The organism is Chitinophagaceae bacterium (assembly GCA_016713085.1).
Taxonomy (GTDB): domain Bacteria; phylum Bacteroidota; class Bacteroidia; order Chitinophagales; family Chitinophagaceae; genus Lacibacter.
Genome location: JADJPV010000002.1, coordinates 1,396,418 through 1,411,846, shown reverse-complemented (window position 1 = coordinate 1,411,846; position 15,429 = coordinate 1,396,418). Strand labels below are relative to the sequence as shown.

Sequence of the window (15,429 nt, the reverse complement as noted above, 5' to 3'; positions counted from 1 at the left end):
AATACGAATGTGAATAAATTCAGGAAAATATTCTAATTTGGTGTCATTAAAAGAAAAATATCCTTTTTCAGTATGGCAAAAACGATTAAAACAGAACAAATCACTTCAAGTCAATTTCGTTAGATAAAATTGACCTCGGTATTCTTCGTCTATTGCAGCAAAATGCTTTGATTACGGTGAAGGAAATTTCGGATAAAGTCAATCTAAGCATTTCACCTGTGCATGAACGGATTAAATCGCTTGAAAGAAGTGGGGTTATCAAACAATATACTGCATTAATTGACCCTGCAAAAGTAAAAAAGGGGTTGATGGTGATCTGTTATGTATCGCTGAAAGAACACAGCAAAAATGCCGGCACAAAATTCATTAAGCATATCAATGAACTGAGTGAGGTGATATAATGTTATAATATTTCAGGTGAATTTGATTTTATGCTGAAGGTGGTAGCAGAAAACATGGATGACTATTATAATTTCCATGTAAACAAACTGAGTCAGAGCGAAAACATCGGCAATGTGCAGAGTGTGTTTGTGATGGGAGTGTTGAAGCAAACGCAGGTGATGGTTTAGATATGTACGATGTTAGATGTACGAGGTACGCCTGACCCCTCGTCGGACGGATAATTCTGACGGTAGTTACCTTTGAATGGATGAAATTATTTTTAAATATTAAATAAACAAAACATCTATGTACAATTACGATACAGTAACCGAAGCAATTAATGGGTTAAGAGAAAGAGGATTTGTTCTTGATTTTAATCTGCAGACAAATTCACTTCAATGTTTTAATCCTGATCTTAATCTAACTCCTGAAGAGTTTGAAATAAAAGAGATCTACCGTTTTGAGGGTGATACCGATCCTAATGATGAAGCGATCGTTTATGCAATTGAATCAAGAGACGGACATAAAGGAGTGTTTGTAAATGGATATGGTGCATCATCAGATGCAGTTGGAGCAGAGATGATGAAAAAGTTGGTGGATCATCATAATGCATAACCTTTGGGACTTTCCGTTGACTGGGTATTTGTTGATGTGTTTGACTTACACTAATAGACTAAAGTTCTAACGTGTCAATAAGAACCGCATGGATTTTTAAAATATCTTTATTATCTAATCTTGACCGTTTACCAGTAATTCTGTCAAATGAAATTGTTCTGATTTGATGGCATAAAACGTAACTGTCCGCAGTAAGTCCTGCGGTACCTTTCAGGATTTTTACAATTGTGAATAAACTGTATTTCGCTTCTTTGGTTGTCAATGGGACTACAATAGCCAGATCAAGATTATTAAATGATTTAACTACAACACAAGGTCTTTCTAAGCCCTGTTCGTGTCCTTTTATTTCTTTTGGAGGTTTGCCAAGATTGACATTTATGATTTCACCTTTGGTATAATTTTGCTTCATTAATTTAAAATATTTATGGCAAAATCGTCCAAGCCCAAGTCAGCGAATTGTTTTTGTTCTTTGGTAAAGCTATTGTCGAAAGATAAGTTTGAAAATGATTGTCGTACAGAATAAGATTTTAAAATACCTAATTCTGTTGCCAATGCAGAATATTCCTGTGCTGCATCTGCAATAAGAAAAGCTAATTCATTAATGGTTTTATCCGAAATTTTTATTTTTTCATCACCAATAATATCAGTTGCCAACAGTACAAATTCAATATGCAGAGATGCATTGGTCCAATCCACAATTTTTTGTGTTGTCTCATCATCAAGATTTGCAACTGTTAATGATCCAATAAACTGTTGATAGGTTATGTCAGGAAATTCTGTAAGGGTTGAAGAAAATGTTTCTGAGGGAAATTCGCTATAATTCATTATTGATTCTACAACTCTTTGGTTACAACGTAAAGCGAAGAGGATATTGTCAGTTAAAACTTCAAGTTTCTTATTTGACTTTAATTCTTCTATTTGTGGAAAAACATCCTTAAACATTTCCAAATAATCGAAATTCATATCGGCAGATAACCATTTAAGAGCCTTAATCCTTAGGCTAAAAACCTGGCTAAGAATACCAACAGATTGTGCTTGGATTTTTTTTCCTGAAGTGATTAATTTTTTTATATCATTAGAAAGGCGGTTCAACTCTCGCTTCAAGGGATTTTGCAATTGAGAATAAAGGTTATTTCTCAACTGAAAACAGATTGCATCATAATTTTTTGCTGTTGCTATCATTTGTGGCAAATTTAAGGCTATTTTCCCTGTAAATATAACTGCCAAATGGTTAATTTATTGTCCAGCTTGATGTCATCAAAGACTTCAAAAGGTTTCAGTTAACGGTGGATACGATTATTACACCTGATCATTTTTGATCGCCCTTTCATCAAGCGGAAACATTTTACGGGATGTATTCACATGTTCTTGAATTGCTTTTCTTGAATAGCGGATAGCAACAATGAACGATGTTACAGCACCAAGAAACAATAAGCCGTCACTTAAAAATTGATTCACCACTTTGTTTCCCTGCAGGAACAGAAAGAAATCATATGTGCCGTGAAAAAAGATGGCCCAGAATAATCCTGTGAGTGTATAAAAACTTCTTTTCTCAGGGATGAATTTTGCCTTGCCTACGAAGTATCCCATAATAATTGCAAAAGTAGCATGAGCAGGAACCGAAAGAAACATCCGCAGGAAAGCGGTCGTCATTCCATGCTGCATTACATAACCGATATTTTCAACGGTTGCAAAACCCATTCCCACCATTACACTGTACACGATGCCGTCATAAGGCTCATCAAAACTTTTTTTTGGAAACGCATAAAAGCGAAGCATGATATACTTGCTCCATTCTTCACTGGTTCCAACAATCAGGTAAGCAAAAACAGCTGTGTAAGCAATACCACTGCCCATGAATTGTTCCAATGGTTTCGTAGTGAGTAATTGAATAATAACGGCAGGAAGTATACTGAGGCAGCCAAGCAAAAACAAACAATCAGGTTTAAGCCCGGTTCACGGTTGAAACGGTCTTTTAAAAAGATAAACAAACTGATGGCAATACCGGGTGCAATGGAAAGGGCGAGAAGGAGCATAATAATTGATTGCTTTAAAGATAACGGAAGATGTTATTTTATTCAAAGACTTCAGTATTTTTCATGAATAAAATTATGCGACACATATATACGGTTGTTTTATTGCTGCTGATTGGATCAGAATCCTCAGCTCAGGTATTTGGAGGAAACCCGCCTTCTTTAAAATTATACCAGCTCAATACAGATACAGTGCGTATCATTTTTCCAAAAGCGTTGGAAAAAGAAGCAAGAGAAGTTGCGTGGCTATCGCACCAGCTGGCGAGAAATCCTCCTGCTTCACTGGGAACCAAACTCCGCAAGTTTGATATTGTATTACAGGGTCAAACAACATCATCGAATGCGTATGTTGGTCCGGCTCCCTGGCGCAGTGATTTTTTTATGATGCCCGATCTGCACAATCTTTCAGCAAGCTCTTTAAACTGGCATCAGTCATTAACCATTCATGAATTCAGACATGTTGAACAGTTTTCCAATTTCAATAAAGTAATTCCAAAAATTGCTGGAGTTTTCCTTGGACAGGAAGGACAGTTTTTAGGAATGGGTGCGGCTGTTCCTGATTGGTTTTGGGAAGGCGATGCTGTATGGCAGGAAACAATGAATACTACACAGGGCAGGGGAAGGCTTCCTGATTTTTTTAATTCTTACCGTTCATTGTGGCTCGATCATAAAAAGTACAGTTACCAGAAGCTGCGGAATGGTTCATACCGTCATTTTGTTCCCAATCATTATGACCTCGGTTATTTACTGGTGAGTTATGGAAGAGAAAAGTATGATACAGATTTCTGGACGAAAGTAACCGATGATGCATTGGATTATAAAGGAGTTATCTATCCGTTTCAAAAAGCAGTGAAACGGCATACAGGAATAAAGTATAAGCAATTTGTTGCTGATGCTTTTACATTTTATCAACAAAAAATGAATGTTGATACTTCAACAACCTATCAAACATTACAGCCATTCACAAAGCCATCAAAGAATAATGTAACAGCTTACCGCTATCCACTTGTACAGGAAGACGGCTCAATGCTTGTATTGAAATCAAGCTATAAACAAATACCAATCTGGACAAGGATTGATGCTGACGGAACTCAAAAAAAACTGAGGGTAAAGGATATCTCTGCTGATAATTATTATTCATCAAAGAATGGAAATGTTGTGTACACAGCCTTTGAGCCGCATCCACGCTGGGGATGGAAAGATTATTCTGTTGTTAAAATCTGGAACACAGAAACAGATGAAGTAAAAAAGATCAGCAGCAGGTCAAGATTATTTATGCCTGATATTTCAGCTGATGGGGAACAGGTTGTTGCTGTGCAGGTAGGAACTGATCAGAAATGGTTTTTGCAGATGATTGATGTAAAGAATCAAACAGAAATTAATTTACCCAACCCTAATAAGTATTCTTATACCTATCCAAAATTTACGGCAAACAATACTTCTGTTATAAGTGCAGTGAGAAATGCAGTAGGAGAAATGGCTTTGCTGCAAACTGATTTATCAACCAAAGAAGAAACCATCTTATTGCCTTTTACCAATACGCCAATCGGTTTTGTGCAGGTAGCAGGAGATACAATTTTGTTTACAGCTTCACAGAAAGAAGGCGATATGTTGTTCCTGTATGATTTGAAAAATAAATCTTTATTTAAAGTGGCACAATTGACCAATGGAAATTACCAGGCAACCATTGATCAAAAAACAAATTCATTGATCTGGAATACATTCAGTACCGACGGAAGAATGTTATTGAAAAGGCCAATCAATGAAATGCAGTTGCAGAAGATAGAAAAGCTGGAACCTTTAACCAATCTGTATCTCTCTCCAAAGTCATTTGCTCATACTGATCTCATGAAAAATGTGCAGCAGCAACCGGGAGAAGTGATCCGTTATAAACCTGCATTTAAGTTATTGAATATTCACAGCTGGAGACCAACACTGTCAGAACCAGATTACGGACTTACTTTTTTTAGTGAAAATGTATTAAACACTTTTGTGAGTGAATACAGTTATTATTATAATCGTAATGAAGGGTATCACCAGGTAGCTGCCAATTTAATTTATGGCGGATGGTTTCCCTTTATTTCTGTGGGCGGTTCACAAACATGGAACAGGAACGAACGGATCAATAAGGACACAACCATTACCTGGAACCAGTTGAATGCAAATGTTGGAATTTCTATTCCGCTGAATCTTACAAGTGGAAGAATGTATCAGAATTTAACCTTTGCAACTACCTTCAATACAGAACAGTTAAGTTTCACCGGTCTGGCAAAAACGTTTGTAAAGGACGACCGGTTTAACTATATCAACTCATCTGTACGTTGGTTGAGTCAGAGTCAGCGGGCATCGCAGCATATCTTCCCGAGATGGGCGCAAAGTTTATCATTACAATACAAACGCACTGTTAATGGAAGATTCGGGAACCAGGTATTAGCGAATGCTGCCCTGTATTTTCCCGGCATTGCCAAGAACCATCATTTCATTGTGATGGGATCATTGTTTGCAAGAGACACTATCAGGGGCGCCGTTTTCTCCAGCAGTTTTCCATTTGCAAGAGGATATAATTCTGTGAATTTTCCACGCATGCTGAGACTGAGCGCCAACTATCATTTCCCTATTTGTTATCCTGAATTCGGCATTGCCAATCTTGTGTATTTTCTGCGTGTAAGGGCAAATGTGTTTTATGATTATACAAAGGGCAGAAGCTTGCGTACCGGAAGAGTATTTCCTTTAAATACAGCAGGTGCAGAATTGTATTTTGATACAAGACTTTACAATACCTTCTTCGCCAGTTTTGGGATTCGCTACAGCCGTTTGCTGGATACAGATTTAATTGAGCCGGGAAGAAATGCCAATCAGTTTGAAATTATTTTGCCGTTGAATTTGTATTGATGGGATAGAAACGCTGATGAAACGGATTGACAGGTAAGAATTGATACAAAATCCGTATTAATCTGTGTTATCCGTGTTTCTATTTCTTATTTGATGACAATCTTTACATCAGGTGCAGAAAAGTAATTGCCTTTTTTATCTCTTACGATGATATCAGCAATGATTAGTTCATCATCTTTTTTAATGGTTTCATAAAGATTCTTCCGCCATAATTCCGGAAGTAAAGCGGAGTTTTTTACACTGGTTGAATTGGGATTGAACCTGGTTTTGAGCTCACCGGTTTTTTCATCCTCAAATTTATCTTTACTTCTGTACACAACAATAAAACGTGAAATAGCGTAGCGGTTCTTTTTATCATCAATTACCCATACCGCTGAATCGAGCACACTCAGTACAAACTCCAATGGAAGATCACCACCCTTTGTTGTGCCCCAGAAAGATTGTAATGGCGGCGGTTTAAGGGTAGGGGCGGGCTTTTGCTGCGCTGAAGAATTCATGACTGATGCAATGATGAATACAGTCAGAAACAGAAAACTCTTTATCGGGCTTTTCATAAACCTTGTAACATTTAATCTATAACGAAGCTAAGCTTTCTTCTATTGCCCTGATCTTTGCTTCTGCATCAGCCTTTTTCCTGCGCTCAATCTCAATTACTTCCTGTTTTGCATTTTGAACAAAACGTTCATTGCCCAGTTTCTTTTCAACAGAAGATAAAAACCCTTTCAGGTAATCAAGGTCTTTCAGTAATTGTTCTTTTTGTGAGGTTGTATCAATTTCTTTTTCTGTTTCTATGTAGAATTTATCTTTCTGTACAACAAATGAAATCGAAGCAGCAACCGTAGATGAACCATAAGAAATGCTTTCTGCATTTACCTGTTTGGCTAGAATAGATTCAATTGTTTGATAAGCTTTCTGCTGGTTTGTTTCAATTGAAAGCTTAATACTGTCTTTTGGTTTGAGTTGGTTTTTTACCCGTACATCACGCAATGCAGTAATCACTTCCTTTAATAAAGAAGCAAGCTGCAATATTTCAATAGTTGGTTTAGTTGAAGCGGTTGCCTGTTTGATAGTAATATCATCACCTTCCTTTCTTTCTCTCAGCTCATGATAAATTTCTTCAGTGATGAAGGGAGTAAACGGATGAAGCATCTGCATCAGTTCTTCAAAGAAACCAACTGTTTTTTCATATACTGCTGCATCAATCGGTTGTTCAAACCCTGGTTTCACCCATTCTAAATACCAGCTGCAGAAATCATCCCAGATCAGTGAATAGATGGTCTTTAATGCTTCGCTTAATCTAAACTCTTTAAACTGTTGCTCTATTTCTGCCTTTACTTCATTCAGCCTGTTTTCAAACCACAAAACAGCAAAGTTTCCGGTTACAGGTTGCTGGTTATCGGTAACTTGTAACTTGTAACCTGTAACCTGTTTTCCCTCCCACATCTTCACCAGTTTCAGTGCATTCCAGATTTTATTGTTGAAATTTCTTCCTTGGTCATTGCTGCCTTCATCCCACATTAAATCATTGCCGGCAGGAGAGGAGAACATAATGCCGAAACGTACTGCATCAGCACCATATTTATCAATCAGTTCCAGTAAGTCTGGAGAGTTACCTAATTGCTTACTCATCTTTCTTCCCAGCTTATCTCTTACCATTCCGGTGAAATAAACATCTTTAAACGGCAGTTCCTGTTTGTATTCATAGCCCGCCATGATCATTCTTGCAACCCAGAAGAAGATAATATCCTGTCCGGTCACAAGTGTTGATGTAGGATAATAATACTCAACATCTTTATTGCCCGGATTACTGATGCCTTTAAATACTTCCATTGGCCAGAGCCAGGAAGAAAACCAGGTATCAAGACAATCTTCATCTTGAGCAAGCTGGCAGTTGTTCGGTGGTTGTTGGCCGTATTTCGCTTCATACTGTTTTACTGCTTCGTCATGAGTTGTAGCAACAACATAATTACCATCTGTATCATACCATGCAGGTATTTGCTGTCCCCACCACAACTGTCTTGAAATACACCAGTCTTTAATATTTGTCAGCCAGTGGCTGTACGTGTTTTTTGTTTTTTCGGGATGAAATTTTATTTCATCATTCATTACAGAGCTTAAGGTTTCTGGATTTCTGTTTAAGAATTCCTTCATGTTCATAAACCACTGCAAACTCAATCGTGATTCTATGATGGCACCTGTTCTTTCACTTGTACCAACCTGTCCTTTATAATCTTCAATTTTTTCAATTTGATTTAATTGAGCAATATCATCTACAATCTTTTTTCTCAATTCAAAACGATCAACTTTGTTATAAGAGAGAACAAGTTCAGATGGATTTTCGTCCGTTAAATCCGCCGATGTAAAACGTCCTTCTTCATCCAGAGTATTGAGAGCTTTCAGGTTATGTTTTCTGCCCAGCTCATTATCGTTTTTATCATGGGCAGGAGTAATTTTTAATGCACCGGTTCCGAATTCTGCATCCACATATTCGTCTGCAATAATGGGTATTCTGCGGTTGATGATTGGCACAATTACTTCTTTGCCGATCCATGCTTTATAGCGTTCATCAGCTGGATGAACACAAATAGCCACATCACCTAAAATGGTTTCAGGTCTTGTGGTTGCAACAGTAATGAACTTGCTTCCATCATCTGCCAACGGGTATTTTACATAATAGAGCTTCGAATCAATCTCTTTAAAAATAACTTCTTCATCACTCAAAGCTGTTTTCCCAACAGGATCCCAGTTAACCATGCGCAGGCCTCTGTAGATAATTCCTTTTTCATGCAGATCAATAAAAACTTTGATAACGCTTTTATAGTAATCTTCATCCATCGTGAAGGATGTTCTGTCCCAATCAAGACTGCAACCAAGTTTTTTCAACTGTTGCAGAATGATGCCTCCGTATTTCTCTTTCCATTCCCAGGCATAGCTTAAAAATTCATCTCTCGTGAGAGAAGCTTTTTGAATTCCTTTTTCACGGAGCATCTGTACAACCTTTGCTTCGGTGGCAATAGACGCATGATCAGTACCCGGAACCCAGCATGCATTTTTCCCCATCATCCGGGCACGGCGGACAAGGATATCCTGTATGGTATTGTTGAGGCAATGCCCCATGTGTAACACGCCGGTTACATTGGGAGGGGGTATTACAACTGTATAAGGCTCCCTTTTATCAGGTGTGCTGTGAAAGTATTTTTTTTCATTCCAGTAATCATACCATTTTTCTTCAGATGCCTTGTGCTCAAAGTTTTTGCTCAGTTCCATGCCGGATTCTTGCTTTTTTAGGATGGCAAAGTTAAGGAATGCAGGGTTGTGTGCATAAGATGAGTGATGTATTAAAAAGAAGAGGCTGGCAAAGCCAACCTCTTTTCTCATAATGTAAGTTTAAAATTATCTTTGGTTAGTACCATTAGCAGGAATTTTGAACAGAGAAGTAACCTGCTCATAACTCATACTCTTGATTTGCTGAATAGTATATCCTATAGCAGGGCCACTAACAAAACGGCCTCCTGCAGTTCCGCCTGGAATTATTACATAGCGATATTGCCCACCTTCTATTCTGCCATTTTCAGAAGCAGACCAAGAGCCCAACTCAAGTCGTGAGGCAAAGTAAGTTACTCTTCCAACAGTTAAAGCGTGGTCAAGCGTAATAGACCAGTAAACTGCAGTCCCGGATAAAACAGTTGGTATACCGCTGGCAGCAGCAGCAGCAGTTTGTTTAAAATATGAAACTACTATTCCTTGATTAATGATATTAGCGGTAATGCTCGCTGTAGCAACATAACCTCTTCTTCCACTTGCACCTGAGGTATTAACACCACCTGCATAAAGACCTGCAGTGTCAGCCCAGTTTGCAATAGTTAACCAACTGGAGTAAATAACATTACTCAAAGAACCGGCAGGTCCAGTTGCTCCGGTAGCACCAGTTGCACCAGTTGCACCAGTTGCACCAGTTGCACCAACGGGGCCAGATGGTCCCATGATACCCTGAGGGCCGGTTAAACCGGCAGGGCCTGTTAAACCCTGAGGCCCCATAGCACCGGTGTCGCCTTTGCATGCTGAAAATAAAGCGGCAGAAGTAATTAATACTGCCATCAATTGTGTCATTTTTCTCATAATGATTGTTGTTTTTGGTTGTTTATAAACAGTTTTACAGTCTTATTTCTAAGAAATGATTGTTTCGGTCTTAAAGGAGATGGAGCAGTTATTCAGGAAGGATGTTAGCGATAACAATAGCAATATAAAAACGATTTCACAAATGAACAAATCTGAATTTGAAAAAAATAAGCCAAAAAAACCTTTTTTTGAAAGAGATTGAAGTGGTACAAATGAAAAAAGCCCCAATTTCCGGGGCTTTCAAAGAGTAAAGAATTAACCTCTGCTTATTTCAGCAGACAGAAAGTAAAGTTCATTACAAAGGCAATTACTTAGCTGAACATTAAAAGAGTCACTAAAGCAATTGCTGCGAAAAACACAAGAACTAAAACAGTTGTTTTTGCTGTTTCGCTCATGTGCGATGAGTTTGATGCCATAATTTGTAGTTTTAAAAAGTTAAAAATACTCTTTCACAGGGGTACGGGAATAATCAGAACTACACTGATTTAACTGTTAAATTCACTACAGGCAGTAAGTAATCGGTAAATTACAATATGAAGGTAACACAGATTTCCGTCCCGTCAAAATTATTGACTGTTATTTTGGCTTTCAACACCGTTGGAAATGCTAATTTCGAAATCCGTGTTATACGCCATTACTGATATTGAAACCACCGGCGGCTATGCTTCAGGCCACAGCATTACCGAAATTGCTGTTTACATCTATGATGGGCAGGAAATCATTGACCAGTTCGAAACACTTGTCAATCCCCACCAACCGATTCCGCATTTTATCCAGGTTCTGACCGGCATTACTGATGAAATGGTTCAGTTAGCCCCTTCATTTGAGGAAATTGCTCCCAAGTTGATGGAATTGTTCCAGGGGAAGGTATTTGTGGCCCATAACGTGAACTTTGATTATTCTTTTGTCAATCATCAGTTACAGGAGCACGGGCACACACTGAACTGTAAAAAGCTTTGTACGGTTAGATATACACGGAAGATTTTTCCAAAGTTGGCTTCTTACAGTCTGGGGAATCTCTGTAAACATTTCGAAATTCCGCTTTATAACCGACACAGGGCGGCAGGCGATGCAAGGGCAACTGTTGAATTATTCAAAAAGCTGAAGCAGAGTGATGTCAACAATCATCTGCATACAATGATCGGCAAACAATCAAAAGAACAGTTCCTTCCCTTGTACCTGAATAAGGAAGACATTGATCAATTGCCTTTGACCCCCGGCGTTTATTATTTTCATGATGCAAAGGATAAGATTGTTTATGTAGGAAAAGCAATTCAGCTTAAAAAAAGGGTTGTGAGTCATTTCTCCAATAATAAACCCAGCAGGCAGAAACAGGAGTTTTTACGGAATATTCACCGGATCTCTTTCCGGCAATGTGGAACAGAGTTAATGGCATATGTACTCGAGACAATTGAAATTAAACGTCTCTGGCCAAAGTACAACCGGGCAATTAAAGGATATGAAGCCAGCTATGGGTTGTATATGTATGAAGATGGTAATGGTTACCTGCGCCTGGCAATTGACCGTAAACACAAACATCTTTCAGCAGTTAAATTCTTTTACAATAAGTATGAAGGGATGGCTGAATTGAAAAAGATAGCCAATGAGTTTTCCTTATGCCACAAACTCTGTTTTATTGACAGATCAACAGATGTTGAATGCAGTTCAGAAACATGCAAAGGGGCCTGCGGGCAAAAAGAAAAACCTCTTGATTACAATACAAGAGTTATGAGTGCAGTGGAACAGATGAAAAAGGAAATGCCCAGTTTTGCTATCAGGGAAAGGTCTTATTTCAACAACCAGGACAGTTGCATTTTAATGGAAGACGGAAAATTTTATGGGATGGGTTATGTAGCTCCTGATTTTGATCTTTCATCAAAAGAGGATCTTAGAAATAAATTGGAGATGTATCCCGAGTATGATTTTGTAAGAAGTCTTATTACACGTTATGCATTGGAACAGCCGGATAAAGTTGTATGGCTGTAAATCAGCTTTTAGCTATTCACTGCAAGCTGCACGCAAAACTGGGCACAAGAAAGCAAACCGAAAACAAAGAAACAAACTGCAAATGTCAAAAACACTCCAACCCGTAACACACAACTTCTAACCCATAACTTGTTTTACTGTCTTGTCCAGGTATCAGTTCTTCCAATAAGCGAAATGCCGATATAACCACGAACTTTTAATGTGTTATTATTTTCCATGGCTATTTTGCAGGAATAGGTTTTTCCATTCTTGGGATCATAGATTTTTCCACCTGTCCATTCTTTGTCGGCAGTATGGGTAAAGCCCCACATATTCACCAGCCCCATTACAGGCCGGGAATGATTTTTTTCATCAGGATGCTTTTTATCCAGTTTCGGTTTGCCTGTTTCAGGATCATTTGGTTCCTTTAACCAGGTAATCTTCCCTTGATACTTTTCTCCGTTTTTATAAATCTGGATAATGCCTGTTCCTTCACCGTTTTTCCACGAACCAAGGATTGCATCAGGATTGGTTTGCTGTTTGGAAAAAGACAAAACTGCTGTTACTGTTATAACCGTAATTAAAAGAAAGACTAATTTTTTCATGTGGCATTGTTTAAATGATAGAAGTAAAGTTCGGAAACTGTTTGCTTCTGAATTGTTAAGCTGTACAAATAAACAATCATTTGTTTAATCCCGGTAAAATTTTGAACAGCTTTGAAAAAAAATTTGATTATTCAGTCTCCATGCTACATCTTTGCCAAGCAATGAACAAAACAATCATTAATAATCAGTGGTGGTGGCATACAACTCTAAGGGGTCTGTAATGCTATTACTGTGATTGTTCAATCATATTCAGACCCCGGATAATCCCGGGGTTTTTTATTTGCTCAAACTGAAACGATTTTAGGGTCATGAAGAAAATTGAAATTAAAACAAGTTGTAAAAAAATGCTGGCCGATGTGTTTACCCCGGTAGGCATTTACCTGCGCCTGCGTGACAGGTTCCGGGATACCATCCTTCTTGAAAGTACAGATCATCATGCAGCCGAAAACAGCTGGTCATTTATCGGCATCAATGCCATTGCTGGGATGGAAATTACTTCCTCAAAAAGTATTGAATTCAAACTGCCGGGGCAAAAACCGGAACGCACTGAATTAAAAGAACCGGGCGAAGTACCAACGCTGCTGTTTGAGTTCATGAATCATTTTGAAGTAAGCGGCGATTGTAAAGAAGCAAAGTTTGCACAGGGATTGTATGGATATACTACTTATGATGCAGTTCAATTCTTCGATACAATTAAACTGAATGCAGAACGCAAAGAGCCACCTGCCATTCCATTGATGCGTTACCGTTTGTATCAGTATGTGATTGCGATCAATCATCATAAAGATGAACTGTTCATCTGCGAAAATAAAATAGCAGGTGTTGAAAGTGATTTTGCCGTGGTGGAAAGTTTGATCCGCAGCAAAGATGTTCCTGTTTACCCATTTGAAATAAAAGGGGAAGAGAGTTCGAATATTACGAATGAAGCCTATGTGGAAATGGTGAAGAAAGGAATTGCCAGCTGTCACCGGGGCGATGTATTCCAGATTGTACTGAGCAGAAGGTTTCAGCAATCATTCAGTGGTGATGAATTCAACGTATACCGTGCCCTGCGCAGCATCAATCCTTCACCCTATTTATTTTTCTTTGATTACGGCGATTATAAATTAATGGGCTCGTCACCTGAATCACAGATCATCATCAGCAATGGTAAAGCAGTCGTGCATCCCATTGCAGGAACTTTCAAGCGTACTGGTGATGATATCATTGATCAGAAGGAAGCAGAACGCTTATTGAAAGATGCCAAAGAAAATGCGGAACATGTAATGCTGGTTGATCTTGCAAGAAATGATCTCAGTCGTGTATGTGATGAAGTAAGTGTGGCGCATTACAGGCAGGTACAGTATTACAGTCATGTTATTCATTTGGTAAGTGAAGTAGTTGCAAAAGTTCGTCCTGATTCCAACCCGTTTGAACTGCTGGCCAAAACATTTCCTGCAGGTACATTGAGCGGGGCACCCAAAATCAAAGCCATGCAATTGATCGATTCTTTTGAAACAACAGCCAGGAGTTATTATGGTGGTGGTATTGGTTTTATGGGTTTTGACGGAAGCTGCAATCATGCCATCATGATCCGTACTTTTTTAAGCAAGGCCAATACATTGATTTACCAGGCAGGAGCAGGTGTTGTTGCAGCCAGCAAACCGGAAAGTGAATTACAGGAAGTAAATAATAAACTGGGTGCGTTGAAGAAAGCAATTGAAAGAGCAGAAACCCTCTAAATCTCCCTAAAGGGAGACTTGCTGCTGAATGCAAAATTGATCAGTATAAAAAATGAGTGAACAAAAGAAACATAAATCAGCATTTAAAAACGACGGCATGTTTAATAATGCCAGCCACTTGATTTTTGAATTGGCTAAAGATCTGCGTCGGAATATGACGGATGCTGAAAGTCTTTTGTGGAATCATTTAAAAGCAGGTGTGAAAGGATTAAAGTTTAGAAGACAGCATCCAATAGGTATTTACATTGCAGATTTTTATTGTCATAAGCTCAGGCTGATCATTGAAATTGATGGGAGCATTCACAATGTGAAGGAAGTAAAAGACAATGACCTGAAGCGTGAGAATGATTTAAAGGAATGGGGTAATACAATTATTCGATTTACAAATGAACGTGTTTTTAAAAGTATAGATAGCGTACTCGATGAAATAAATACTATAGTTGAAAATTTAATTAACAATTCAAAAGAATTACCAAAGCAGTAAGTCCCGCAAGGCGGGATTTGGAGGGTTTTAATATGCGCATATTAGTATTCGATAATTACGACAGCTTTACCTACAACCTTGTTCACCTGGTTGAGAAGATCACACATATTAAAGTGGATGTGTATCGTAACGACCAGATTCCATTGGAAAAGTAAAGGACTATGATAAAATTATTTTATCACCAGGCCCGGGAATTCCTGAAGAAGCAGGGTTGTTGTTGCCTTTGATCAAAGAATATGCATCAACCAAATCTATTCTCGGAGTTTGTCTGGGTCACCAGGCAATTGGTCAGGCATTTGGCGGAACGCTGACGAATCTGTCAACTGTTTTTCATGGAGTGGCAACGCCGATCAACATTCAAAACCCAAGATCCAAAAAACAAAATGCAGTATTGAACAATCTGCCAGACACGATCGAAGTTGGCCGTTATCATAGTTGGGTGGTTAATAAAGAAGACTTTCCTGCTGATCTTGAAATTACTGCCGTAGATGAAACAGGAATGATCATGGCATTGCAGCATAAAACATTTGATGTGCAGGGAGTACAGTTTCATCCGGAAAGTGTGTTGACGCCGGTGGGAGAAGATATTTTAAGAAACTGGTTAAAGTAAAATT

12 protein-coding genes and 2 pseudogenes are annotated in these 15,429 nt (G+C 38.4%); 7 read left to right on the top strand and 7 right to left on the bottom strand.

Going from position 1 to position 15,429, the window contains the following annotated elements; all coding sequences use genetic code 11:
* The first annotated feature begins 113 nt into the window (after positions 1 to 113).
* A pseudogene (locus tag IPK31_19015) lies at positions 114 to 569 on the top strand (Lrp/AsnC family transcriptional regulator).
* Between the two features lie 118 nt (positions 570 to 687).
* Positions 688 to 996, top strand: a complete 309-nt coding sequence (locus IPK31_19010; protein ID MBK8089837.1) for a phosphoribosylpyrophosphate synthetase — start codon at positions 688 to 690, stop codon at positions 994 to 996.
* A 58-nt stretch (positions 997 to 1,054) separates the two neighbouring features.
* Here the strand turns inward: IPK31_19010 and IPK31_19005 are convergent, their stop codons facing one another.
* The 3 genes from IPK31_19005 to IPK31_18995 all read right to left on the bottom strand — a co-directional run bounded on the left by IPK31_19005 (position 1,055) and on the right by IPK31_18995 (position 2,925).
* Positions 1,055 to 1,405, bottom strand: coding sequence for a type II toxin-antitoxin system PemK/MazF family toxin (locus IPK31_19005; GenBank protein ID MBK8089836.1), 351 nt, complete (start codon positions 1,403 to 1,405; stop codon positions 1,055 to 1,057).
* Positions 1,405 to 2,223 carry a hypothetical protein gene (locus tag IPK31_19000; protein MBK8089835.1) on the bottom strand — a complete coding sequence of 273 codons (819 nt, stop codon included), beginning with the start codon at positions 2,221 to 2,223 and terminating at the stop codon, positions 1,405 to 1,407. The genes IPK31_19005 and IPK31_19000 overlap by 1 nt, the downstream gene beginning before the upstream one ends.
* A gap of 72 nt (positions 2,224 to 2,295) precedes the next feature.
* Positions 2,296 to 2,925 carry a PrsW family intramembrane metalloprotease gene (locus IPK31_18995; GenBank protein ID MBK8089834.1) on the bottom strand — a complete coding sequence of 210 codons (630 nt, stop codon included), beginning with the start codon at positions 2,923 to 2,925 and terminating at the stop codon, positions 2,296 to 2,298.
* A gap of 182 nt (positions 2,926 to 3,107) precedes the next feature.
* Here IPK31_18995 and IPK31_18990 point away from each other — a divergent pair, with 182 nt between their 5' ends.
* Complete coding sequence (locus IPK31_18990; protein ID MBK8089833.1) at positions 3,108 to 5,921, top strand: hypothetical protein; 2,814 nt, start codon at positions 3,108 to 3,110, stop codon at positions 5,919 to 5,921.
* 86 nt (positions 5,922 to 6,007) lie between these two features.
* On the opposite strand, the gene IPK31_18985 is transcribed toward IPK31_18990, so the two are convergent.
* The 3 genes from IPK31_18985 to IPK31_18975 all read right to left on the bottom strand — a co-directional run bounded on the left by IPK31_18985 (position 6,008) and on the right by IPK31_18975 (position 10,040).
* Complete coding sequence (locus IPK31_18985; protein MBK8089832.1) at positions 6,008 to 6,475, bottom strand: hypothetical protein; 468 nt, start codon at positions 6,473 to 6,475, stop codon at positions 6,008 to 6,010.
* Between the two features lie 19 nt (positions 6,476 to 6,494).
* Positions 6,495 to 9,188, bottom strand: coding sequence for a valine--tRNA ligase (locus IPK31_18980; GenBank protein MBK8089831.1), 2,694 nt, complete (start codon positions 9,186 to 9,188; stop codon positions 6,495 to 6,497).
* Positions 9,189 to 9,314: 126 nt separating this feature from the next.
* Positions 9,315 to 10,040 carry a collagen-like protein gene (locus IPK31_18975; GenBank protein ID MBK8089830.1) on the bottom strand — a complete coding sequence of 242 codons (726 nt, stop codon included), beginning with the start codon at positions 10,038 to 10,040 and terminating at the stop codon, positions 9,315 to 9,317.
* 603 nt (positions 10,041 to 10,643) lie between these two features.
* On the opposite strand from IPK31_18975, the gene IPK31_18970 reads away from it, so the two are divergent.
* Positions 10,644 to 12,026: a GIY-YIG nuclease family protein gene (locus tag IPK31_18970; protein MBK8089829.1), complete on the top strand. Its 1,383-nt coding sequence runs from the start codon at positions 10,644 to 10,646 to the stop codon at positions 12,024 to 12,026.
* A 134-nt stretch (positions 12,027 to 12,160) separates the two neighbouring features.
* On the opposite strand, the gene IPK31_18965 is transcribed toward IPK31_18970, so the two are convergent.
* A complete protein-coding gene (locus tag IPK31_18965) occupies positions 12,161 to 12,610 on the bottom strand; it encodes a DUF2147 domain-containing protein (GenBank protein MBK8089828.1) in 450 nt (149 codons plus the stop codon).
* A gap of 308 nt (positions 12,611 to 12,918) precedes the next feature.
* On the opposite strand from IPK31_18965, the gene IPK31_18960 reads away from it, so the two are divergent.
* The 3 genes and pseudogenes from IPK31_18960 (at position 12,919) to IPK31_18950 (ending at position 15,425) form a co-directional block, all read left to right on the top strand.
* Entirely contained in the window at positions 12,919 to 14,331 is a 1,413-nt protein-coding gene (locus tag IPK31_18960) for an anthranilate synthase component I family protein (protein ID MBK8089827.1), read from the top strand.
* 97 nt (positions 14,332 to 14,428) lie between these two features.
* The gene (locus tag IPK31_18955) at positions 14,429 to 14,815 is read left to right on the top strand and encodes an endonuclease domain-containing protein (protein MBK8089826.1); all 387 of its coding nucleotides are present in this window, start codon (positions 14,429 to 14,431) and stop codon (positions 14,813 to 14,815) included.
* A 32-nt stretch (positions 14,816 to 14,847) separates the two neighbouring features.
* A pseudogene (locus tag IPK31_18950) lies at positions 14,848 to 15,425 on the top strand (aminodeoxychorismate/anthranilate synthase component II).
* Positions 15,426 to 15,429: the final 4 nt, after the last annotated feature.

What these genes read in the sequence shown, in the direction of transcription:
- IPK31_18985 (MBK8089832.1), bottom strand. Translation starts at nt 6,475, where the DNA reads ATGAAAAGCCCGATAAAGAGTTTTCTGTTTCTGACTGTATTCATCATT.
- IPK31_18990 (MBK8089833.1), top strand. Translation starts at nt 3,108, where the DNA reads ATGCGACACATATATACGGTTGTTTTATTGCTGCTGATTGGATCAGAA.
- IPK31_18965 (MBK8089828.1), bottom strand. Translation starts at nt 12,610, where the DNA reads ATGAAAAAATTAGTCTTTCTTTTAATTACGGTTATAACAGTAACAGCA.
- IPK31_19005 (MBK8089836.1), bottom strand. Translation starts at nt 1,405, where the DNA reads ATGAAGCAAAATTATACCAAAGGTGAAATCATAAATGTCAATCTTGGC.
- IPK31_18980 (MBK8089831.1), bottom strand. Translation starts at nt 9,188, where the DNA reads ATGGAACTGAGCAAAAACTTTGAGCACAAGGCATCTGAAGAAAAATGG.
- IPK31_18970 (MBK8089829.1), top strand. Translation starts at nt 10,644, where the DNA reads ATGCTAATTTCGAAATCCGTGTTATACGCCATTACTGATATTGAAACC.
- IPK31_18975 (MBK8089830.1), bottom strand. Translation starts at nt 10,040, where the DNA reads ATGAGAAAAATGACACAATTGATGGCAGTATTAATTACTTCTGCCGCT.
- IPK31_19010 (MBK8089837.1), top strand. Translation starts at nt 688, where the DNA reads ATGTACAATTACGATACAGTAACCGAAGCAATTAATGGGTTAAGAGAA.
- IPK31_18960 (MBK8089827.1), top strand. Translation starts at nt 12,919, where the DNA reads ATGAAGAAAATTGAAATTAAAACAAGTTGTAAAAAAATGCTGGCCGAT.
- IPK31_18955 (MBK8089826.1), top strand. Translation starts at nt 14,429, where the DNA reads ATGTTTAATAATGCCAGCCACTTGATTTTTGAATTGGCTAAAGATCTG.